General features: G+C 42.6%; 19 protein-coding genes. 10 read left to right on the top strand and 9 right to left on the bottom strand.

What is annotated here, in order from left to right; genetic code table 11:
- Positions 1-172: 172 nt before the first annotated feature.
- Complete coding sequence (locus KDN43_RS00675) at positions 173-1,357, bottom strand: FecR family protein (protein ID WP_238867785.1); 1,185 nt, start codon at positions 1,355-1,357, stop codon at positions 173-175.
- 277 nt (positions 1,358-1,634) lie between these two features.
- Positions 1,635-2,177, bottom strand: a complete 543-nt coding sequence (locus KDN43_RS00670; RefSeq protein WP_238867784.1) for an RNA polymerase sigma factor — start codon at positions 2,175-2,177, stop codon at positions 1,635-1,637.
- A gap of 190 nt (positions 2,178-2,367) precedes the next feature.
- Here KDN43_RS00670 and KDN43_RS00665 point away from each other — a divergent pair, with 190 nt between their 5' ends.
- Positions 2,368-3,156 carry an aspartate dehydrogenase domain-containing protein gene (locus tag KDN43_RS00665; protein WP_238867783.1) on the top strand — a complete coding sequence of 263 codons (789 nt, stop codon included), beginning with the start codon at positions 2,368-2,370 and terminating at the stop codon, positions 3,154-3,156.
- A 69-nt stretch (positions 3,157-3,225) separates the two neighbouring features.
- Here KDN43_RS00665 and KDN43_RS00660 read toward each other — a convergent pair whose 3' ends face one another.
- The 5 genes from KDN43_RS00660 to KDN43_RS00640 form a co-directional block, all read right to left on the bottom strand.
- Complete coding sequence (locus KDN43_RS00660; RefSeq protein ID WP_238867782.1) at positions 3,226-4,122, bottom strand: NAD(P)-dependent oxidoreductase; 897 nt, start codon at positions 4,120-4,122, stop codon at positions 3,226-3,228.
- Positions 4,123-4,582: 460 nt separating this feature from the next.
- The gene (locus tag KDN43_RS00655) at positions 4,583-6,625 is read right to left on the bottom strand and encodes a TonB-dependent receptor plug domain-containing protein (RefSeq protein WP_238867781.1); all 2,043 of its coding nucleotides are present in this window, start codon (positions 6,623-6,625) and stop codon (positions 4,583-4,585) included.
- A 187-nt stretch (positions 6,626-6,812) separates the two neighbouring features.
- Positions 6,813-7,346, bottom strand: coding sequence for an RsmD family RNA methyltransferase (locus KDN43_RS00650; RefSeq protein WP_238867780.1), 534 nt, complete (start codon positions 7,344-7,346; stop codon positions 6,813-6,815).
- Positions 7,337-8,152, bottom strand: coding sequence for a DUF3822 family protein (locus KDN43_RS00645; RefSeq protein ID WP_238867779.1), 816 nt, complete (start codon positions 8,150-8,152; stop codon positions 7,337-7,339). Before KDN43_RS00645 ends, KDN43_RS00650 begins: the two co-directional genes overlap by 10 nt.
- Before the next feature lie 22 nt (positions 8,153-8,174).
- Complete coding sequence (locus KDN43_RS00640; RefSeq protein WP_238867778.1) at positions 8,175-8,879, bottom strand: hypothetical protein; 705 nt, start codon at positions 8,877-8,879, stop codon at positions 8,175-8,177.
- Between the two features lie 115 nt (positions 8,880-8,994).
- On the opposite strand from KDN43_RS00640, the gene KDN43_RS00635 reads away from it, so the two are divergent.
- From KDN43_RS00635 to KDN43_RS00615, 5 genes are all read left to right on the top strand, one after another.
- Positions 8,995-10,422, top strand: a complete 1,428-nt coding sequence (locus tag KDN43_RS00635) for an ATP-dependent DNA helicase (protein WP_238867777.1) — start codon at positions 8,995-8,997, stop codon at positions 10,420-10,422.
- A 79-nt stretch (positions 10,423-10,501) separates the two neighbouring features.
- Entirely contained in the window at positions 10,502-11,293 is a 792-nt protein-coding gene (locus KDN43_RS00630; RefSeq protein WP_238867776.1) for a hypothetical protein, read from the top strand.
- 15 nt (positions 11,294-11,308) lie between these two features.
- Positions 11,309-11,977 (top strand): 16S rRNA (cytidine(1402)-2'-O)-methyltransferase, encoded by a 669-nt coding sequence (rsmI, locus tag KDN43_RS00625; RefSeq protein WP_238867775.1) that lies wholly within the window; start codon positions 11,309-11,311, stop codon positions 11,975-11,977.
- 328 nt (positions 11,978-12,305) lie between these two features.
- On the top strand, positions 12,306-13,166 hold the full coding sequence (locus tag KDN43_RS00620) for a Cbp1 family collagen-binding glycoprotein adhesin (protein ID WP_238867774.1): 861 nt from the start codon (positions 12,306-12,308) through the stop codon (positions 13,164-13,166).
- Positions 13,167-13,228: 62 nt separating this feature from the next.
- Positions 13,229-13,921 carry a YjjG family noncanonical pyrimidine nucleotidase gene (locus tag KDN43_RS00615; RefSeq protein WP_238867773.1) on the top strand — a complete coding sequence of 231 codons (693 nt, stop codon included), beginning with the start codon at positions 13,229-13,231 and terminating at the stop codon, positions 13,919-13,921.
- Here the strand turns inward: KDN43_RS00615 and KDN43_RS00610 are convergent.
- Positions 13,911-15,176: an arginine deiminase gene (locus KDN43_RS00610; protein WP_238867772.1), complete on the bottom strand. Its 1,266-nt coding sequence runs from the start codon at positions 15,174-15,176 to the stop codon at positions 13,911-13,913. The two genes, KDN43_RS00615 and KDN43_RS00610, sit on opposite strands and share 11 nt — an antisense overlap.
- A gap of 170 nt (positions 15,177-15,346) precedes the next feature.
- Here KDN43_RS00610 and KDN43_RS00605 point away from each other — a divergent pair, with 170 nt between their 5' ends.
- The 4 genes from KDN43_RS00605 (at position 15,347) to KDN43_RS00590 (ending at position 21,159) form a co-directional block, all read left to right on the top strand.
- The gene (locus KDN43_RS00605; protein WP_238867771.1) at positions 15,347-16,399 is read left to right on the top strand and encodes a LacI family DNA-binding transcriptional regulator; all 1,053 of its coding nucleotides are present in this window, start codon (positions 15,347-15,349) and stop codon (positions 16,397-16,399) included.
- A 59-nt stretch (positions 16,400-16,458) separates the two neighbouring features.
- On the top strand, positions 16,459-17,988 hold the full coding sequence (locus tag KDN43_RS00600) for an MFS transporter (protein ID WP_238867770.1): 1,530 nt from the start codon (positions 16,459-16,461) through the stop codon (positions 17,986-17,988).
- A gap of 53 nt (positions 17,989-18,041) precedes the next feature.
- Positions 18,042-19,397: an alpha-amylase family glycosyl hydrolase gene (locus tag KDN43_RS00595; RefSeq protein ID WP_238867769.1), complete on the top strand. Its 1,356-nt coding sequence runs from the start codon at positions 18,042-18,044 to the stop codon at positions 19,395-19,397.
- 463 nt (positions 19,398-19,860) lie between these two features.
- Positions 19,861-21,159 carry a M23 family metallopeptidase gene (locus KDN43_RS00590; RefSeq protein ID WP_238867768.1) on the top strand — a complete coding sequence of 433 codons (1,299 nt, stop codon included), beginning with the start codon at positions 19,861-19,863 and terminating at the stop codon, positions 21,157-21,159.
- A 109-nt stretch (positions 21,160-21,268) separates the two neighbouring features.
- On the opposite strand, the gene KDN43_RS00585 is transcribed toward KDN43_RS00590, so the two are convergent.
- On the bottom strand, positions 21,269-23,605 hold the full coding sequence (locus KDN43_RS00585) for an alpha-amylase family glycosyl hydrolase (RefSeq protein WP_238867767.1): 2,337 nt from the start codon (positions 23,603-23,605) through the stop codon (positions 21,269-21,271).
- Positions 23,606-23,615 lie beyond the last annotated feature (10 nt).

Raw genomic sequence — 23,615 nt, 5'->3', positions numbered from 1 at the left:
ATTATTGAGGGGTTCTCTCCCCTCAATACAATGTTTATTCATATCTTTGTATGATTTTAATTATTAATAATCAAGGTAATTAAATTCAATCTGGCCGGACGATATTCACGGTATCGTTCGGCTTTTTGTTTTTTTATTATCATCTATCTTTGTGCATAGGCTTAAAGTTTAATTAGGGTTCATTAATTATAAATACTTGATTGTTGTCCTTTATGTATTTGGTTGAGGAAAGAAGTCCTACCGTGGTCATTACGTTATCCAGGTTTTCTGAAAGGAAGATCTTTCCGGTACAGGTGCGTTTCTGTAGATTCACATCGTTGTCGAAGTCAAAAGAGAGGTTGTAATATCTTCCGATCTGTTTCAGTACTTCCGTCATGGGGGTTTTATCGAATTCCAGGTAACCGTTTTTCCAGCTGATAAACTGAGTCACGTCTACTTTTTGCGTGTTGAAGGTTCCGTTGTCTGAATAAACAGCCTGTTCGCTGGGTGACAAAAAGGTTTCCTTTTTATTCACGGGTTGCAAACTCACCCGGCCTTCCACCAGCACAACCGATCGAGGGGAGTCGGCGTATGCCGAGACGTTGAATTTGGTGCCGTACACCTTTACGTTAAAATCGGAGGTATGCACGTGAAACGGTTTTTGACTGTCGGGTATCACTTCGATGTACATCTCTCCGGATGTAAGACGTATTTCTCTTTTTTTGCTGCCGAATTGTGCTGGAAATTCGAGAACGGATCCGGAGTTAAGCCATACTTTACTACCGTCGGAAAGGGTAAGTGTGGAGCGTTTTCCGTACGGAACGATTAGTGTATTTTGTTTACTTCCAGTTAATTCTGCGGTTTTTTCTTCATTGTTACCATGTGTGATTTTTACTTTTCCGCTTTCATAGAATTCTACCTGTACATCGTTTTGAAAAGACAACGAATCTTCGTCCGTAATCAGTTGAATATCTTCATTGTTTAATAGATTTCCAACTATGAGTTCTTGTTCCGGTGAAAATCGGGTTTCTTTTTCTTGAAAAACAAAGTGGTTTAATCCAATAATAAGTAGGGCTATAGCAGCGCACGAAGCAACGGAGAGTTGGATAAGCCGGCGGTGTTTTGTTTTTTTCAACGACCGTTCGACGGTGGATTTAATTTCATTCAACAAGCGTAACCGTTCATCCTCGTTTAAGGTGCTTTTGTTCAGTCCGTTTGTTTTAAGGTAATCAATCGCTTGTTGAAGTTCATAGTTCAGGTGTTGATTTTTTTTGATAAAATCTTCCCAATGCGCTTCTAGCTCCCTATTCGGGGCTAGTTGCCACCGGATAAACTGCTTGTCTTTTAGAAAATCGGTATATCGTATATAAGTTGGCATCGTAAATTCATTTCATGCGGCTTATACCAGTTAGAAGCGCGTTTATTAAATAGACGACTACGGGAAAAATTTATCCCCTTGTATTTGAAAAATCTTGTAAATTTAACATTCGAAGATTAAAAATGACAGGTAAAAGTAGCTGGGAAATGATGAAATCCGAGAAGAAGAACAAATTCCTTGATATTATGATGTGTGGTGATAAAATAAGAAAGGATCATTAGCAGAGCAGTTACAGAATGAAGGCAAAAGAATAAATATAAGTCATGTCCAAATGAGATTACGATAAGAGAGCCAAAAGCAGGGTGAGGGATCCAAATTTTTCACGGAGGCTGAGGATAGCTTTCGATACAAGTTTGCGGCAGCCGTGAACACTGATTTGCAGAAGTTCGGCAATTTGCAGATAGTCATACTCTTGTACATAGCGGAGATAAATAATTTCGCGCTGCCGGTCGGTGAGAGCATTGAGCATTTGTTCTATATCAGCTTTTATCTGTATCTTCTCCTCTCTTTCAATTATAAGGTCCTCAACGTTTACATGTATGTTGAATGGGACTTCCACCGCTGCATCAATCTCTTCAAGGGGAATCTGTCCTTTCTGGCGTTTGTATATGTCTATTAGCCTATTTTTTAGTGATCTGAGAAGATAGAACTTTATATTTGATACGTCGTTCAGGATATCTCTATCAATAGTTATTTTCACAAAAATATCGTGTATTGCATCTTTTACAACCTCTCCATTAAAACCGAGGTAGGTTCCGTATGTGAACAGATCATCCACATAGAGATTGTAAACTAAAGCAATATCATTCTCTATTTTCACCAAATTTATAAAATGTATTTAAAATAAATATAAATGCAAATTAAGCAAAAATGATTCGAATAAAAAATTTTAATTTGTATGCTGTAATACTGAAAAAGAATGTGATATTGTATATTTATGGACAGGCAATGTGTAGATTGCTCATGAAGGGTGTTTGGGCATTCAGCTAAAAGACACTAACTTTGCAGCTATGAAAAAATTAGTGATTGTTGGATGCGGTTATCTGGCGGATATTGTGGCTGATGCGCTATTGAAGGGCTTGTTGCCCGGCTATGTTTTGATTGGTGTTTATTCGAGAACGGCGGCAAAGGCAGATCGACTTGCCGCAAAGATGGAGAAGCATGGGTATAAGTGCAAAGCATGCAAATCGCTGGAAAAGCTGCTCACTTTAAAACCAGATTTTCTGGTGGAGGCTGCATCTCCAGCAGCAATGAAGGAGCTTGCATTGCCGACACTTAAAAACGGTACGTCTATCGTTACACTATCTATCGGGGCTTTGGCTGATACTCATTTTTGCGAGGAGGTAAAGAGAACTGCAAAAGACTACGGTGCGCGTGTTTATATTGCCTCCGGTGCTACGGGAGGATTTGATGTGCTCAGAACAGCCACCCTCATGGGTAATGCAGCTGCCGGATTCCTGAATGTGAAAGGGGTGAAGGCACTTAGAGAGTCTTCCTTCTACACTCCTGATATGGAAACAAGCAATAAGGTTATTTTTTCCGGTACAACCCGTGAAGCAATTGAAACTTTTCCCACCGGTTTGAATGTGGCCGTAGCTGCCTCACTGGCGACCGTTGGGCCGGAGAACTTACAGGTGACTATGAAGTCGACTCCAGATTTCACGGGCGACAGGCAGCGGGTGGAGATAAAGAACGATCAGGTGCACGCTGTGGTTGATGTATTTAGTGCCACTCCCGAAATTGCCGCCTGGTCGGTGGTAAGCACCTTGCAAAACATTGCTTCTCCCATTGTATTTTGATTTTGAACAGGTTGATGAGAAGCGGCCAGTCGCTTTTTTATTAAAGGCTTCTATCCGTTTGACCGGCGTTTATAGCAACTCTATTCCGGTATAGACGGAAAGGTTCTGCAATACCTTTTTGCTTAACCGGTCGAAAGCCTGCCGGGTACGTCCGGTAGATACCCGCATGCAGCGCACTTTCGGGTGGTCGATTAGATGTTCGCCTCCCAAGGCACCTACTGTGTCGCAAAAACATATATTATCGCCTTCGAGCCATTTCAAAAAAGATGTTTCATCCCATGCAGGGGAGAGTCCCGTGTTGAATAGAATCTTCTTATTACCCAGCTTTTCAAACTGGGCCTCGTGTAATAAAACTGTATTTTTGTTGAGACAGCAAAAAACCGATTCGCTCTCTTCAAGCAGTTCATCTAATGGAAGAAAACGATACCCTTTTGTTCTGGCTGTAGCCTTCTCACTCCTGGCAAAATATGATATCTCTGCACCGAAGAAGTGAAGAGCATCAGCAATCATGCCCCCCGACTTACCCAGTCCCACAATTCCGGCTTTCAGACCGGTAATCTCCCTTGCCACACCATCCCATGGTGTTTGGCCAAAACCGTGCAGGCATCGTATCAACTCACTGATTACATACTCCACCACGCCCTCATCGCCATAATCCCGGATGCCGGTAACAGTTATATTCCGGCTATTAGCATAAGTGATATCCACGTTGGCGCTCTTGGGAGAGTAAAGAGAGTTGCACATGCCTATATATTTCACATTGGAACATTGCTCAAGGGAGGCCTTCCCAAGTTGGGAGGTATAGCTAAGCAATACTGCGTCGGCATCTCCTATTCGTGCTGCAATCTCATGATCATCTTTTGGAATATCGGGGTAGAGGATAACCTCTTTTGCGAATGAATGCAGTTTTTTTTCTGCAGAAGGAATTAAACTGACAGGCTCTATCGCAACTAGTTTTTGAAACATATCGGTACTGTTTGGATTTTTATTGATGAAAGATGAGTCTCCTCCGATAAGTCTTTTTTCTTGAAAATTTCACAATATGAACATTGATTTTCAATAAGTTGCAAACCAATAAAAATGAGTTTTGAGGTTTTCGGAGAGGACTCAAAGATCAAATATACGATTTTGATCTTATTCTACCAAAGGCAATTTACGGTATTGCGTTTGGGCAACTCTTGTCCTTTTAAGGTTTTATCAAAAAAAAGCTGCTACAGCACAGATTGCCTGCCTTAACACGGGGGCAATAAGTCTGTAACAGCATTAAATTCTTATTATCAATACTTCGGTAATTTTTTTAAAACAGTTCTTCTATTACACTGAATATCAATAGACTATGGCGCTTTCTGAAGATTTGGCATAAATTATTGACTGTCAGTATTATAAATGAAGTTTTAACGAAGCATTATATTTAAAGACGCTGATTTTAAAATTGAACACTTGCCCCGCCAGACAACCAGAATCCCGGTTGGGGAATATTGCCGAAATCGACATGAGTGGTGTGGAAGATGTTGTTTGCGTTGACAAATAGATCAAATTTGCGGAGAGTGTAATTTGCCTTTACATCCAATAAAGCGAATGGAGTGAACTCCACCCGTTCTCCCGGCTGAAGGGCAACATATTTTACATAAGACCCGGCACGCTCTTGCCAGCGGAAATTCCACGACAAGGTGATGTTCCTCACCACTTCGTGATGAAGGGTTGCAGTGAATTTGTGGCGGAGATGATTCAGCGTGTAGTTGGATATCAATTCATCTTCAACCTTATTCTGGTAAAGATACATATATCCGGTATTGATGGACCTAAATGGCTGATCAGCACCTAACAATTCCTTAAGATCCAGACCAAGGTTGGCTTCAAAACCCTTTGTGTTTAGTTTGGTGTGATTTCTGGACTCCCATAAAGCATCGGGAGAAGGTTTTACCCAGTCGATCATATTTCTCCCCTTCAGGTAGAAAACTGCAAGGCTCCCTTTTACCACAGGATGTGTGTATTTTGCACCGGTTTCAAATGCTTCGGACTGTTCGGATGCAAGGTTGCTGTTGCCGATGTGTGTTTTAGTTGTATAATAAAGATCGGTGAAGGTGGGCATACGCGAAGCTTTATTCCACGAGGCATAAAACTTTAACAGCTCAAAAGGCCTGTATGACGCGTTCAGCGCCGGATAGAGGTCGAATTTATTGATAACAGCAGTATTATGATTAAGTAAACCACCTATCGAGAAGGTGAGCTTGTTGAAGATAAAATTGTGTTCCAGAAAAAAGCTGATGTTGCTGCGGTTATCCGATTTTGTATATTTTCCGTTCTTTTCTTCCATAGGTCTTCCCAGCACACTGCTCATGATACCTTCATTGCGGAACTCTCCTCCGAAGCCTGTGATACCCCAACGAGAGGCATACTGCATATTTATGTTCATACCAAAAACGTCGCTCCTGTGATAATTGTGATCTTTATACCAGTCCGGTATGTCGGGAGTACCTTCACGTATTAGTTGAAATTCATCAAAATGACGACTCCAGTAAAGGTGTGGGATAATTTTCAGCTTTCCGGCCGTCTCTCCCCTGACCGATATGAAAACACCCCTTGTGTCGTCAAACTGGTTGGGATATGCGGCACTATAAAAGGTGTTGGCTCCCTGCTTCTTATCGTTCAGCCCGGCTTGAAAATCAAGGTGAGAGCCGTTGATATTGAATCGGCTTTGCCAGAGAAGATTCAATATGTTATAATCACTGTTTCTAATATATCCGTCCGAATGTTTGTACCCAGCCGATAAAGAATGGAAGGAACTGTTTGTTTTATGTGCACCCCGAGCTTCTGCACCGAAGAGTCCATGCATTCCGCCTTCCAGTTTTGCAATCCCGTTAGATCTGGAATCTTTTTTGGTGATGATATTCACTCCGCCGGAAAATGCACCGGCACCATACACAAGGGATGATGGCCCATGCACGATCTCGATACGTTCGATATCGGACAGATTGACCGGAATGTTAAAACTGTAATGTCCTGTTTGGGGGTTGGTGAGGTTTACACCGTTTAGGAGGATGGCCGTCTGATCGAATGATCCGCCACGAAGAGAGATGTCCGCCTGTACGCCGTGCGGCCCGCGCTGCAGGATATCTACGCCTGCTACGTAATTCAGAAGGTCTTCTATACTGCGAACGGGTGCCCGCTCAATTTCCTGTCTTGATATAATTGTTACCTGCTTGGCTGCCAGGCTCAATGGTAGATTAACCTTTGATGCGGTAACCACAACTTCATCAAGTTCAGTCGGGGGAATGGAGTCTGTTGACATTTCCACATAAATCTGTTCCATGGGTTCCACCGATACTGCATGGGCGCTCATCAAAGTGCAACCCGACAAAACACCGATTGTAACGGTTTTGTGGAGACTGTTGAAAACGCTGTAAGACTTGCGGGCGAATCGCTTAAAACGAAATACCTTCGCTACGTTCAATTGTTTTTTGTCCATAATAAATTCATTTTTTATTAAATAAGTATTTCGGTAAATATTTTAAACACCTTTACAATCAGCAAAAATAGCTGCAGCTTTTTTGCTAGGTTTATTTTGTATATAGCTGATCGATTATGAGGTTTTTCTAATTTTTTACCGAATTGTTATCAAATGCGCTGCAAAAATAAGATAAATTATTGCAGGATTAAAATGTAAAAAATGAAAAATGTACATTGCCGTACACCCTCTCTTCACTAAAATGAGGTAGAAGTGAAAAATTGAATTTTTTGGAATGTTCCAGCACAAAAAGGCCACCCGGCTTAAGGAGTTTTTTTTCAAAGATGATGGCAGGCAGTGAGTCGATACCCGGAAGTTCATAAGGCGGATCGGCGAAAATAAAATCAAACTGTTGCCCGAGTGACTGTAAATATTTAAAAGCGTCTGCTTTTACTGGATACAGCTCCTTTGCTCCAAGCATCTCCTGGGTACGGCAAATGAAGTTGAAATGGTTTTGATTCTGTTCCACACTCACAACATAAGGGCATCCTCTGGAAACCAGTTCAAGGGCAATACTTCCTGTGCCGGAAAAAAGATCAAGTGCAGAGGTCTCTTCCCAGTATACCCTGTTATTCAGAATATTGAAAAGACTCTCTCTGGCAAAATCGGTCGTAGGACGAGCCTTCAAATTGGGCGGCACCTGAATCCTTCTTGATTTATATTTCCCGCTTATTATACGCATAGGTCTGCAATCATATCGGTAGGTATTGTTCTTCTCTGCTCTTCGGTTAGCACTGTAACAGGATTCAACTCAATAGTGCCAACGTGCCGGATTAGCTTTTTTAGAATATCGGTGACTGTTTTTTGAGAATCGGCATCTCCTGAGAGATAGAGCTTGTCGGTTGTTTGATTCAATCCCAATCTCTCCCATACACTTGCGATGCAATAAGTGGAGTCGTGATGGTTAACGGCAGGAAAAGTGTTTGCCGATAGAAGCCCATTTTCAGAGTAACATATTATGGTTTCGTAGCTATCGTGAAAATTCACAAAACAGCAACTTTTGTTGTCTTTGTCCCGGTAGTTTTCGAACAATGACAACAGTGGAGAGCAGTGATGACGGAAATGCGGATTCCACAAATTACGATACAGGAATGAATAAACATCCCGGTCGGCCTGAAAAACAATATGATATTCTTCATTTGAGCAGGTATCAGTGAGTATGGCACCATCTCTGTTGTAGAAATTAAAATCGAATATTTCTTTTGCCTGTTTTTTGTCGAAGAATGGTGTAGGAACAATTGTATAGTCCCTTGTAACCATGGTTACAGTGGTTTTATTGAATGCCTGACTGAAAAAACCTAGATCGAAGATTACTTTTTTTATATTATCAATGAATGATAATTTACAGCTCAGGCCTGTCTCCTGAAAGTAAAAGATTGAGGGGTCGGAAGGGTTGTATATAGAAAAAGAAAATCCATCCGGCGTTAACCGAATGGATAAATTATAATTTTCGGAGTGAGCTAAATCGATATTTTCCGGTAAAAACATAATTATTGGAAGGGACAGTCAATTATTCCCAGTTACCGGCATTATTATTAGCAACTTCGAGTGAGCCAACCTGCATTCCTGGATATTTTTTCCCGGGGCGATCAAGTACTTCCTGTATTTTCTGATTCAGCAGCTTCTTGTCAAGGTCGCCCAAATAAACGGTGTAAGGTGCTTTTGCCTCGAACACCTGAATGTGATATCCCGATGCAGTAATAAGTGAATCAACACCCATTTCAAATTTTGTCCCCTCTCCGTAGGGAACAAATGCCAAAGAGTCGGCACTGAAGCTAGTGCGATTAGGATACAACACTTCAACTGCAGGAGAAAAAATTGAATCCCTTGTTAATTGAGGTCCACTCTTTGCGTCGTCCCAAAGGCCTGCATCCTTGATTGCTTTTTCATTGCCTGAATTGATAATCTTCATGGCTTTTTCTTCTGTCATGCCAGCTTCCAGCTGAGCCTCGGTAAGATCGCCCGATTTCACAAGTGTTGCTATTTTGCCTCCTTTTACGAAATCAATAAGTGTTTCAAAACTGCCGGTGTAAGAACCTGTCTGAGAACGTAAGGCAACCTGTGCAGTGCGGATATCCACTAGACGCTGGATAACGGCCCTGTCACGTTTTGCAACTTCGGCATTGAATTCAATAGGACCCTGGATACTCCTCCAGCTAACGTACGCTAAAAGAACAATGGCTAGTGCTAGAAGCACTTTCATCACAACTTTCATGGACTTTTCTTTTTAATATTTATACTGTTTTAATTTTGATTATCTGATTTTAGACTACAAATTTAGAAAAAGAATGATAATTGTGCTACTTTTACGGGAAAAAATACCAAAAAAAATGATAAAACGGTTTTTTATTGAGAAAATCAGCGGATATTTCCCATTCAGTTTCACAAATGACCAACAGAATGCTTTGGAAAAGATTGTAGATTTTCTTTTTTCTGAAATTGGTGATCAAATATTTTTGCTTTCAGGCTACGCAGGAACGGGAAAATCGTCCCTGATAGGCAGCCTTGTGAAGACAATGTCGGAATTTGGGCAAAAAACCGTACTGCTGGCACCTACAGGACGTGCAGCAAAGGTTTTCTCTAACTATTCAGAACAGCAGACATATACCATTCACAAGAAGATTTATCGCCAGCAGAAATTTGCTGAAGGAACACCTCTTTTCTCATTGACGGATAATCTGCACAAACATACGCTTTTTATTGTTGATGAGGCATCAATGATTAATAATGAATCTTTTGATTTTTCGATATTCGGAACAGGGCGGTTATTGGACGATCTTATTGAGTACGTTTATTCAGCCGAAGGGTGCCGGATGCTGCTTATAGGTGACAATGCACAGCTGCCACCGGTAAAGCAGGAGTACAGTCCCGCACTTGAAAAAGATGTGTTGCAGTCTTATTCGCTGCAGGTCACCGAGGCAACACTCACTGAGATTGTGCGGCAGACGGAGGAGTCGGGTATACTGTGCAATGCCACGGCGTTGAGAAATGCATTGAGGTTTCATCTCACCGATGAATATCCAAAACTAAGGGTGGATGGTTTTTCCGATGTGAAGCGAATAACAGGAATGGAACTGATTGATGAGATATCAAATGCATATCGTATAGACGGAATTGAGGAGACCATTATTATTTCCCGCTCAAATAAAAGAGTAAACGCTTATAATAATGGCATAAGGAGCAGAGTCCTTTTCCGTGAAAACGAACTATCTTCAGGAGATATTCTGATGATTACAAGAAATAACTATTACTGGGTAGAGAATTTCGAGAACCTCGATTTTATAGCTAACGGAGAGTTTGTTGAGGTAGTGCGTGTGAGGGGAGAGGAGGATATGTATGGACTTAGGTTTTGCAATGCATTATTATATCACCGCGACTACGATATGGAGTTTGAGGCAAAGATAATACTTGATGCACTTCATACTGAAGTCCCGGGACTTACCCGCGAGCAGAGCGATCAGCTGTTTTCAAGTGTAATTGAAGACTATGCCGATATCCCGCAAAAGCGTTTAAGATATAAGAAAGTAAAATCAAATCCCTACTTCAATGCTTTGCAGGCAAAGTACGGATATGCTGTTACCTGCCACAAGGCACAGGGTGGTGAGTGGAAAAATGTTTTTCTCGATCTGGGTTACATTCAGGAATCGTATATGGGCGATAACTTCTATCGATGGCTTTACACCTCCATAACCCGGAGTTCTCAAAAGTTATATCTTGTGAATTTACCTGATGATTTTGTTGAGCATTCTAAATATTGATTACTTTTGTATGTATCATAAACAGAGGTAGTCACTAATAGTTGACTCTCAGTGGTAATTCTCGATAAATTAATTTCGAATGTTGGAAAAAAGGAAAGAATATACAGAGAGGCTTCTGAACGAACTGAGAGCTTTGGAGGAGAGTGTACTGTCCATCAGAGACAGTAATTCGCTGCCTTTTTCTTTTTTTAGTGAATCTTTCAATAGGATGGAGAAGATGTCACGAATGATTCATGAGCTGGAGCTCTTGCAGATTGATGAGATGAAGAGCCAGATGGAGCGGCTGGTGCTGTTCCTCTCAGAAACTGAAAGCAGTAAAAATGCAGCTAGCGGGTTAAAGAACGGCGATGATGCACAGAAGCTTGAAAACTCTTTAAAGGATAGCACTGTTGCTGAAGAAATATCTTCGGATAAGTCTGCAGTCCAGTCTGGTGATAGCAGAAAAAACTTTTTTGAAACAAATGAGAAAAGCAAACCTTGCGAAGGTAATAAATTTGCAAAGGGTATTGTTTTTCCGGAGTATAAAAATCCACGCACCTCTGGTGCAACACAGTCCTTTGAGGATCCAAAACCATCTTCTTCAGAAAAAGTATCTGATGAAAAGATGACACCTCTTTCCCTGAATGATGTTATTAAGGCACCACCTACTGTTCTGGATCTGAAGCGGAGCATCAGCCTTAACGATCGTTTCTTGTTCCAGAGAGAACTTTTCAACAACAACCGTGATGAGATGAATGATATAATGAACTCCCTGAATGAATTTAAAAACTACAAAGATGCCGAAAAGTATTTGATGGAGAATTGTAAATGGAATTTTGAGGATAAAACCGTGAAGGAGTTTCTAAGAGTTATAAAAATAGTGTTTGAGTAACAAAATATTGCAGCGATGGGAAAACTTTATGTAGTACCCACACCCGTAGGCAATTTAGAGGATATAACGTTAAGAGCGCTAAAAGTCCTGAAGGAGTGTGATCTTATTCTGGCTGAAGATACACGCACGAGCGGATTTTTGTTGAAGCACTATGGTATTGATACACATATGCAGTCGCACCATAAGTTTAATGAACATCATTCTGCTGCACATGTTGTTGAAAGGCTGAAAACAGGTGAAAACATTGCGCTTATCTCTGATGCTGGCACACCTGGCATATCCGATCCCGGTTTTTTGCTTGTACGGGCTTGCATACAGGAAGATTTAGATGTGGAGTGCCTTCCCGGTGCTACAGCTTTTGTCCCGGCATTGATGGAATCGGGATTGCCAGCCGAACGCTTTTGCTTCGAAGGATTCCTTCCGCATAAAAAAGGAAGGCAGACCAGGCTTAAGCAGCTTGAGGAAGAGAAAAGGACCATGATTTTTTATGAATCGCCATATCGGGTTGTGAAAACACTTTCCCAGCTGGCGGAAAATCTTGGGAGTGACCGTGCAGCATCGGTATCGAGGGAGATTTCAAAAATGTATGCAGAGACAGTAAGAGGGACGCTCTCTGAGCTGGTATCCTATTTTACAGAGAATGAGCCGAGGGGCGAATTTGTAATTGTAGTAAGTGGAAAATGATTAAATTGCTTACGATCAAACTATTTAATATTCTCAATCGTTTAATAATTAAAGTGTGAGTCTGCTTGAAAAAGTCTCAAATTAGAAGATTAGACATCATAATCACTTGAAAATAAAGAATCATTTTTCACAAAACGATTCATTAAAGTGGGCTCAAGTGTAATCAATCGTATGAAACGAGTATGATAATGATTAGAACAATAAAAGATTATCAATGATAATTAATTCGGGGTAAACTTTTCTGCACCCTTTAAAGTAAATAGTTTTACTGTGATATCGTTTAATGCAAAAGTTAGATGCAATATAAAGAAAAAATACAACAATCGTTATGAAAATTAAAAAAGTGTTAATACCGTTTTTTGTAATGGGACTTATCGTTTCATGTACAAATGTAAAGGAATCGAAAGAGTATAAAGAGCTTCAGGCTCAGCGTGATTCCTTGCTTATGCAATCGGCAGGCGCAGAGGCAGAGGCTGTTGAAATGATGGCCGTGATTAGTGAGGTGGAGGCAAATTTTGCCAAGATAAGAGAGGCTGAGAACTATATCTCAACACAGTCGGCACAAGGTGGAGAAATGAGTCAGGTTACCAAGGACCGTGTTAATGAGAATTTTAAGATGATCAATGAGATCCTTCAGCGTAACAAGTCTCAATTGAATGAACTGAATAAAAAATTCAGTAGCAGTAACAAGGAGATTGCATCGTTAAAAAACACCATTAACCGGTTAAACAATGAAATGAAGGAGAGTGCTTCCAGGTTGACTGTCTTACAGGAACAGCTTGCACTCAGGGATGAGCAGATTGTTCAGCTTTCTCAGGATATTACCTCTTTGGCACAGGAAGCCGAACAGCAGTCGGTAACTATTAAGGAACAAGATAGGTCTCTGCATACCGCATACTATGTTTTCGGGACTGGAAATGAGCTGAAGGATCAGAAGATTCTATCCGGCGGATTTTTGCAACCTACACGTGTGTTGAAGGATACCTTCAATAAAGATTATTTTCTAAAGATCGATATCAGAGAAGTGACTGAAATTCCTCTGTATGCGAAAAAAGGGAAGTTGTGGTCAACCCATCCTGAAGGAACCTATGAGTTTGTGAGGGGGGGCGATGGCAATCTAACCTTTCAGATTACTGACACACAGCGTTTCTGGAGTCTGACTAAGTATCTGATTATTGAAGTGAGCTGAGTTTATTTAACCGGAAAAATAAGTTACGGAGTGGTTTCAGAGTCACTCCGTGATTTTTTATTATGGCATACAAAAATCTTTTTATTGATCTCGACGATACGCTCTGGGATATACATATCAACGGGAAGGAGTGTCTTGAGGAGATCTATCATGATTATGGATACAACAGGTTTTACTTAACATTTAATGAGTATTACGATGTGTATATGCCCTCCAATAATCATCTCTGGTCAATGTATCGTAAGGGTAATATAAAAAAAGATCAACTTATTGTAGAGCGGTTCCTTGTACCGCTTAGAGAGTTTGGAATTGATGATCCGGAATATGCAAAAAGAGTGAGCGACGATTTTCTGGAGAGGACTACACGCAAAACGCGGCTTATTGATGGCACAATAGATCTGCTGGAGTATCTGAAACCAAGGTACCGTATGCATATCCTATCCAACGGATTCAGAGAGGTGCAGTACAAAAAAATTGAAAACTCAGGATTAAGGCCCTATTTTGATAAGATCATTCTTTCTGAGGACGCCGGTATTAACAAACCGCACGTCGGTATGTTTACCCATGCGTTGACAAATACCAATTCGAGACGCGACCAGACAGTGATGATTGGTGACAGCTGGGAGGCCGATATAGTGGGTGCATACAACAGCTGCATTGATCAGATATGGTTCAATCCAATGAGAAAAAATGCACTTGAATTTGAACCAACCTTTACGGTATATTCTCTCGAAGAGATAAAGGCTATATTATAGCCCTGCTCAACGGCATTGTCATACATCTGGGCCCCCCGCCACCCCGTGGCAGTTCAGATCCTTCGAGTGTGATAACGCAGTTTTTCGATGAATTCAGGTCGTACCTGTTGTTGATTACATCCCGGGCCGTGACCACTTCAAACCCGTTCTTGTCCAATTCTTCAAGTGTGTGGATATTTCGTGCATACGATAGTACCTTTCCCGGTGCAATAGCTAAAAAGTTGGCGCCACTGTGCCACTGTTCCCTTTCCTGATCCCAGTCGTCAGCTTTTCCACCACAGATAACCGGTTCCAGATCGAGCCCCAGCTTTCTTAACAGGCCCAGTATTCCTCCGGCAGATGATATTTTGACCACTTTTCCGTTATCAATCTGCATGTGAACTGTCTGATATGGAGTATTGTTCATTATGAGGGGTTTATAAATCATAACCTTGTTGGTGTCGAGCAGTGTGAAAACCATATCGAGGTGAATAAACGATTCAGGCGATTCAGGCAACTCTTGTATTATAACATGCTTTCTCCCTGTGCCTGAATTGCAGAACTCCTTAACCAGCAGATCTATCCCTTGTGTACTGCTCCTTGTCCCGTTTCCAATAAGTAGTATATCGTCACGTACCACCAGCACATCGCCTCCTTCAATCCTAACCAAAGGGTCGTTTTGTGATAATTCATATACATTCAATACGTTTGTGTTGAAAAAGAGTCCACTTCTGAAAATGGCATCCATTATCAGTGATTCCCTCATCCTGACGGTGTTGGCCATCTTGCATACCACTGTGCTGTTACCGATGATCGCCGACGAATCACGTGTAAAATAGAAATTATAGAGAGGTTTCAAAGCATAATACTCATCTCTCAGAAAATCGGTCAGAGTATTAATTCGCATAGGGAGCCCCTCAATCAAAATTTTTGCAAGAGTGGATACAGGGAGCTCCATCAGGTAGTTAAAATAGCCGGATACCTGTTCCATATCGCATATTTTTCGCAGAAGGCCCTCTTTCATATTTTCATGTTCCAGAATTTTCGTCAACAGATCCGATACTTCATACACAACAGAGGTTTTATGTAAAACACCCTGAAGCTGGTCGAACTCTTTTCTGGCTATGGATAAATTCAGGATGTCGCTGTATAGTGCCCTTTGAGCATTGCGGGGAGTCATATTCTCTACTTCAGTACCGGGATAATGAATCAATACGGCATCAAGCTTACCAATCTCCGATTGGATGTTAAGGGTTAATTTTTTGTTTTCAGACATAATATTTCAATGATACTAATAGGGACAAATGTAGGAAATATCTTCGTAAAAATGTTTGTTTTACATGAAACATTTTTTGGGGAAAACAGTTAACAGCAATTCGGTAAAAATTTTACTTAAATATTGTTTATTTCTCAATTTTTTTATATTTTTGAGAAAAGAAATTTAAAATGGCCCAGATTACCTTAAAAGATATCGCTAATGCGCTTAAGCTTTCACCGTCCACTGTATCGCGGGCTATGAAAAACAATCCTGCAATCAGCGTGAAAACAAGAAAGCTGGTGCAAGATTATGCCAAGAAACATAGATACAAGCCCAACACTCTGGCCATGCTGTTGCGCACCAACCGGAATAACACTATTGGTGTAATAGTGCCGGAGATAGTGCATTATTTCTTTTCTACTGTGCTTTCCGGTATTCAGTACGAGGCGGAAAGTGAAGGTTACAATCTTCTGTTCTGTCACTCCAATGAGGATTATGAGCGAGAGGTGAGAAGTGTTGAGACATTACTTGATGCCCGTGTGTGCGGTATTCTGGCATCGCAATCGAAAACCACCAACAAGTTCGACCATTTTCAGGAAATTATTGATAATAATATCCATCTTGTTTTCTTTGATCGTATATGTACTGGGATCAATACCGATAAAGTGGTGGTTGATGATTACGCGGGCGCATTTAATGCTGTGGAGCATCTAATAATGACAGGATGCAGGCGCATAGCCTTCTTGGGATCAACACATTCATTGCCTATTGCAAACAACCGGCGTATGGGATATGAGGATGCACTGCTTAAGCATAAACTGCCTGTAGATAAAAACATAAGCAGGGTGTGTGATACTGTTGAGCTGGCGAAGGAGATAATACCGGAGTTACTGAGGCTTGATCCCGTGCCCGATGCTTTTTTTTGCATAAATGATGAGGTGGCTGCCTATTGCATGCAGATTGTAAAGTCTGCCGGATTCATTATCCCTGAAGAAATATCGGTTTGCGGTTTTACCAATAGCTATATAACTGAAGTAACTGATCCCACGATTACCACAGTTGACCAGCATGGCTTTGCAATGGGTAAGGCAGCTGCCCGCCTTCTTATCAACCGTATTGAAGGAAAAGAAACAAAACAAGGTGTTGTCAGCCGTCTGATTAAAACCGAACTGGTGGTTAAAGACTCTACCAGGCAGCCGTCAGATAATGCACTCGATTGCAGTGGGAAAATAAGCTATTGATATCTGTTATTATGGTTTTAGTGTAGAATGCTCGCTATATTTGTTCCAAATATTCTAATATGAAGAAGAGACATCTTTCCTTTTGGGAAATCTGGAATATGAGTTTCGGATTTCTTGGCATTCAATTCGGTTTTGCTCTGCAAAACGCAAATGTAAGCCGTATTTTTGAGACCCTGGGTGCAAGGGTGGAAGACATACCTATCCTTTGGATTGCCGCACCTATTACAGGACTCATAGTTCAACCAATTATCGGCCATTTTAGTGATAAAACCTGGAACCGTTTTGGCCGGCGCCGGCCTTATTTCATGATAGGAGCAATCTTTACCACGATGGCGCTGTTTGTTATGCCCAACTCTCCACATCTTTGGATCGCTGCAGGTATGCTGTGGATCATGGATGCATCAATCAACATTTCTATGGAACCTTTCAGGGCTTTTGTAGGTGACAATCTTCCGTCCGGGCAGAGAACAATGGGGTTTGCAATGCAGAGTTTCTTTATTGGTACCGGTGCCGTAATTGCTTCCGCTTTGCCCTACATTCTCACAAACTGGTTTGGTGTTTCAAATACTGCCGGGGAAGGGGTTATCCCACAATCGGTCAAGCTGTCATTCTATATTGGTGGCGTGGTGCTTTTTGCTTCGGTGTTGTACACTGTACTAACCTCTAAAGAGTACTCCCCCGAAGAACTGGCAGCATTTGAGAAAGAAAAAGAGGAGGCCACTGGTGTTAAAGCTGTAGTGAAGCCACCGGTTACATCTCCTCAGTTTTTTAGAAAGGGGCTTATATGGACGGTTGTGGGACTTGCTGCCACATTGCTTATTATGTTTTCGGGATTAGCAGATCAGAATAAACAACTCTACATTGTTGGCGGCCTGCTTCTTGTTTTTGGAATTATCTTGCTGTTGTCGGGACTTATAACTAAAAAATCGCCCGAACCGAAAGGTATGGTAGGTATAATGAACGACCTGCTTCACATGCCAGGTACCATGGGGCAACTTGCTATAGTTCAATTTTTTTCCTGGCTGGCATTTTATGCAATGTGGATCTATACCACTCCGGCGATAACGCAACATGTGTATGGAACAACCGATTCTTCATCAGAATTGTATAATCAGGGAGCTAACTGGGTGGGGGTACTGTTCGCTGTTTATAATGCAGTCTCTGCCGTTAGTGCCTTTCTGCTTCCGGTTATTGCAAAACAGATCGGCAGAAAGTCTACCCATTCAATAGCTCTTGCTTCAGGCGGAATCTCTTTTATCTCTCTCTTTTTTATCAAAGACCCAACCATGCTCCTTATACCGATGATAGGCGTAGGATTTGCCTGGGGCAGCATCCTATCTATGCCTTATGCCATACTTACCGGCTCTCTCCCTTCCGATAAGATGGGGACATATATGGGTATTTTCAATTTTTTTATTGTAATTCCCCAAATCCTGGCGGCGAGTATCCTTGGATATATTACCAGTGAGATTTTCGAGGGACAAGTTATAAAGACGATGGTTCTGGCGGGCTTTTCTCTTATCCTTGGTGCATTTAGCATCTTTTTTGTACAGGATAGGGATGATGTATACAGGTTAAAGAAAAGTTAATCTGGCCATACATGGCTAATAATAATAGAAAAAAAGGAAAAATGAATTATCATATGAAGAAATTATTTCTATCACTTCTCACGCTTTCACTATTGCTTTCGTGTGGAAATAAAAATAAAGCGGAGAATGAAATAACCATAAATAATGCGCATCCCGAATGGGTTTACAATGCAGTCATTTATGAAGTTAATATCCGTCAGTTTACACCGGAAGGTACATTCAGCGCTTTCTCTGGGCAACTGCAAAGGTTAAAGGAGCTGGGCGCTGATATCTTGTGGTTTATGCCGGTACAGAGTATTGGGGAAAAAGACCGAAAAGGTACTCTCGGCAGTTATTACTCTGTCAGGGATTATACTCAGATAAACAGCGAGTTTGGCACATTTGATGATTTTAAGTCGGTTGTAAGGCAGGCGCAGGAGATGGGAATGAAGGTGATTCTCGATTGGGTTGCAAACCACACATCGCGCGATGCCGTGTGGGTTGAGGCTAACCCTGGCTGGTACTTGAGAGACAGCCTGGGGGACTTGAGTATCATGTACGACTGGACCGATATTGCTCAGCTGGATTATAGTCAACATGAGATGCGAAAAGCAATGATAGAGGCGATGATGTTCTGGGTTCGTGAAACCGGTATCGATGGGTTCCGCTGCGATGTGGCAGGCGAAGTACCTACTGGCTTCTGGGAGGAGGCCAAAGATTCATTACTCTCTCTGAATCCTGATATTTTTCTGTTGGCTGAGGCCGAAAAGCCGGAACTAAATGAGACCGTTTTTGATGCCTATTATGCATGGGACTTTCATCATAAGATGAATATGGTGGCACAGGGCAAGGAGAATGCAGACTCACTGCGATTATCTCTTTTGAGAATGAACAACCGTTTTTCACCCGATGCTGTCCCGATGTTTTTCACCTCTAATCACGATGAGAATTCCTGGAACGGTACTGAGTTTGAGCGTATGGGCGACGATGCTGCAGAAACATTTGCCGTGCTAACCTATATGCTTCCGGGTATGCCGTTGATATACAGCGGACAAGAGGTGGGCTTGAACCGCCGGTTACAGTTCTTTGAGAAAGATTCAATCGATTGGGCCGATACCGGGGGATTTACCTCTTTTTACAAGCGATTAAACGCATTTAAAAAGGATAACAATGCGTTGATGGCGCCCGAGCATGATGGTGAAATGTTGGAGATAACCAACGATTGTCCCATACATGTCTGGTCGTTCCGCCGTGTAAACAACGGAAACGAGGTGGTATGCGTTTTCAATTTCAGCAACAAGTCGGTTACAGTAAAGTTCAACGAAAAAATTCCGGGAGAAGGATTCTCATCTTTTCCCGATGCCTGTCAGGCGGTATCAGTTGATGAAATGGAGTTAGTGCCATGGGGATACCGAATCTACTCCAAGTAGAATGTTATGGCTTACAATCTCAACGTGGCAGGAAAATTGTTGGGGCCATAGCCCATGGCAATGCCTGGCCAGATTGTCCGCTTCCCTTGGATCAAAGCCTTCTGTGGATCAAAGCCTTCAGTTGGTGTAGCCGCAGCTGACTGGCTTGCTTGCAATAACGCTTCTCTTTTTCAAACTGGCATATATTTCGTTCATGAGGAAAGAGGTCCGTTCGAGGTAAAAAAAGAGAGTGGAGGTTTTTTTAACATATAACAAAAGTCGCAGAAATGAAAAAAATGTTTTTTTGTCTCTTTTTCGGATAATTTTTTGCATCTTTGAACTTGTTATTTTCTATTTCTAAACAAGAATGATTTGTTTTAAGTCATTTTTATTCCCGATTTTTGGGGTATGTATTTTATCGTATCTCATTTATTATTAGTTGATTCCAGTTGAAAGTCGGGAATTTGGTAAAAGCAATAATATAATGTTTCAGAGAAGAAGAAAAACATCGGTTTGGGTTGCGTTTATATGGTTGGTTGCGGCTTTAGGTGCTTGTGTTCCACGGGACAAGGGACAACAGGAGACAGAAACTCCGGAAGAAACATGTTTGGTATCCGAATACGGGATCTGCTTGGATTCCCTGGAAGTAAACCATTTTACCATTCAAAAAGGAGAATTGCTCTCCACTATACTCGTAAATTTAGGATTTACGGGTAAAGAAAGTGAGGAGATAACACAGGTAGTTTCACCCTTTCTGCCTCTTTCAAAATTACAAATAGGGAACAAGTACGCAACCATTACCACACGGGACTCTCTGGCAACTATTCAGTACCTTGTGTTTGAAAAATCGCGGACAGCTTATGCAGTCGTGGATCTCAGTTCCAGTGATATTGTAGCCTATGAAGATACAAAACCGGTGACTCTCAGGCGGGAATATACCGAAGGGGTGATCACCTCCTCCATGTGGAACGCCATAGTAGATTCCGGTGCTTCGGCATTGCTCGCGCTGGCGCTTTCTGATTTGTACGCCTGGCAGATCGATTTTTTTGATATTAAGAAGGGCGATTCGTTCCGTTTGATGTACGATGTAGCATACATCGATGATACCACAATGGTGGAAATATCATCAATAGAGGGTGCTGTCTTCACGCATAGGGGTGAGATGTTCCCGGCGATTCCGTTCGAACAGGATTCCACAAGGGAGTATTTTGATGTGAGTGGAAACAGCTTGCGGAAAGAATTTCTGAAAGCGCCACTCGATTTTTTTCGTATTTCGTCCCGTTTTTCCAATTCACGTTATCATCCGGTACTCAAGCGGTACCGGCCTCATCATGGGGTGGACTATGCTGCGCCCAGGGGTACACCCGTCAAAACAATAGGCGATGGACTGGTTATAGAAAAAGGGTATCAGTCCGGTGGGGCAGGGAACTATTTAAAGATACGCCATAATTCAACCTATACTACCACCTACATGCACCTGAGCCGATTTGCCTCAGGAATCGGCAGGGGTAGTTCCGTGAAGCAGGGAGAGGTTATAGGTTATGTAGGATCAAGCGGATTGTCAACAGGGCCTCATCTCGACTTTCGTGTACATAAGCACAACCGTCCGGTGAACCCTCTCACAATAGAGTCACCACCCAGTCGACCTGTGAAACAGGAGCTGATGGATAGCTTCCGGGTTGTTCAGCAACGGGTGATGCTTCAACTGGACAGCCTGCAAAGCGCACAACAGGTTTTAGCATTGAAAGGAGACTCGCTGATCCTTGCATCGTCCCGTTCCTGATTATACAACATGAATTGTAATTTTAAACATAATATAATTCCTACTACATAGTTAGGGAAATACCACTCTCACGGCGAACGGGTTTTAATGGGGAGTATCTTGTCTGATGTTATTCCGTGAATGTGGAGAATATTCTGAAACTGTTGGCAGGGACGGTGATGTTCATTGTCGTTTCCGTCACATTCAGCGTTTCCGATCCGTTCAGATAGTTGTACCAGGTGCCGGTTTTCGGAAATGAGGTGGTGGTGTTGACGGGGGCATTGGTGAAATTGCCCGTGACCACTATTTGCTTGGCGTTTCCGAATGAGGAGAGCGTCAGGAAGCGGCCGTTGTCCCAGAACGACGGCGTTACTTTCCACTCCAGCGTGGCGGTGGCATTGAACAGTTCGGGATGGGTATTGCGCAGTCTGATCAGCCGGGTGTACACATCGTGCAACTGCTTCCGTTCGGCATTATTCAGGTAGTCCCATTTGACCGGCTTCTTGCCGGTACGGCCGTTATAATCAATGCTTACGTCGTAACCCATCTCTCCGAACTGCCACACCATCTTTGGACCGGGCACGGTGAAGAAGAAGGCGGCGTTGGCTGCCAGCTGGTTCATCCGTGCGGCCAGGTCGGTTTTAATAATACCATTCCCCCATTGACTCTGTTTGTAAGCCGCTCGTTCTTCATCATGGCTTTCCATGTAGCTTACCAGACTGTTTGCCGGGCGGGATGAGGTTTTGTAATAGGTCCCGTCGAATCCCGACTCGCTCGGATATCCCATTGCCGATTGGCAATAAGCCCAATTCATATTGCGCCAAACCATCATGCCGGCGTCGCCCAGTTCGGTCTCTTCCATATTATCGCAAAAATGTTCGAGAATCACGAGCGCATCCGCTTTGACCTCCTTGATGGCGCTGTTGTAATCCTTGATGATGGCCACGCGCGAAGCGTCGTAGTTGCCGGCTGTGGCCTCGGTGCTTCGGTTTTGAGTAAATCCTTTGGTCAAATCGAAACGGAAGCCGTCGATGCGGTATTCCTCCAGCAGGAACCGGAGGTTTCGTTTCACGAAGGCGCGCGCCAGGGGCGATTCGTGGTTGAAGTCGTGAAAAACGGAGTAGGGGTGGGGAGCATCCGTATTGAAGTAGGGATTGTTGGCGGCGGTCTTGTTGTTTTCGGCATCCCACCACATCCGGGCAAACGGATGGGCACCGGTGGCGTGGTTATAGACCACGTCGAAAATGACGGCCATACCCCGTTTGTGACACGCGTCGATAAACTGCTTGTACATCCGGTCGGTGCCGTAGGCTTTGTCCATCGCGAAATAGAAGCAGGGATTGTAACCCCAGCTGTCGTTCCCGTCGAATTCCTGCACGGGCATCAGTTCGATGGCGTTTACGCCGAGCGATTGCAGGTAATCCAGTTTCTCCATGGCGCCGTTGATATCGCCGGAGGCTGTAAAGTCGCGGAAATGCAGTTCGTAAATTGTCAGATTGTCGGTAGCGGGCGTTTTGAAATCGGGCACCTGCCAGTTGTAGTTATCCTGTCGGATTTTAAAAACAGATACTATGCCGTTAGCTCCTTCAGGGTAGATCTTGTTTTCCGGGTATGTAGAGTAGGGTATATAGTGGTCGTTATCAGGATCCAGCACTTTGCGGGTATAAGGATCGGCTACACGAATCGGTTCTCTTTCCCTGTCCCCAATGTAATACTGGAATCCATACTCTTTCTCCTGATCCAGGCCGGTGAGAGTTATCCACCAGCACCCAGCCGCCTCATCGCGGAACATCTGTGATTTTTCGTCGTTACTAAGTGTCCAGTTGTTGAAATCACCAGTCACATGTGCATAATCTTTGCGTGCCCCGTTTTTGTCTTTATCATACAGTACCAGAGTGACTGTTGAGTTATCCACTATGTTGATGCCATACTCCATGTCTGCAGGCATAGTCCCGTTTTTTACGGCACCAGGCTGAAACGTTTTGAATTTGTTGTCGGTAATATTTTCTATGAACTTATCTTCCTGGAATCCCTTCTTTGTCCCATCGGAATTTCGTATTACAATCCCTATCTTATTTACAGGGGTATTTCCTGAGCTGAACCATTCACGGATGGTTGGCCCCAGCTTGATGCTCCAGGTGAATTTTTCGTTTGCAACACTGGTCATCTTGCATTTCGCGATATTTTCATTCCATTCTGCAGGGACATATCGCCAGGTTCCTTCACTCACCACGCCGGTATGTATATAAACATCACCTGTATAGTTGTAGAGAGGTGAGCCTGCAGAAGCCTTGAACCAGATAGTCAGCTCCTTGTCAGCATCTGGTGTTGCAATGCTCCATGAAAGCCCCTCTTTGATGGTGACTGGTGGTTCCGGTGGTTCCGGTGGTACCACAGGGTCCTTCCCACATGAGAGGGCAAGGAGCAGGAAAAATAGCAAATAAATTACTTTTGAAGATATCTGCATTGTCGTTTTT

Origin of the sequence: Proteiniphilum propionicum (genome assembly GCF_022267555.1) — a bacterium.
Classification (GTDB): domain Bacteria; phylum Bacteroidota; class Bacteroidia; order Bacteroidales; family Dysgonomonadaceae; genus Proteiniphilum; species Proteiniphilum propionicum.
This window is presented reverse-complemented; position numbering and strand designations above follow the sequence as displayed.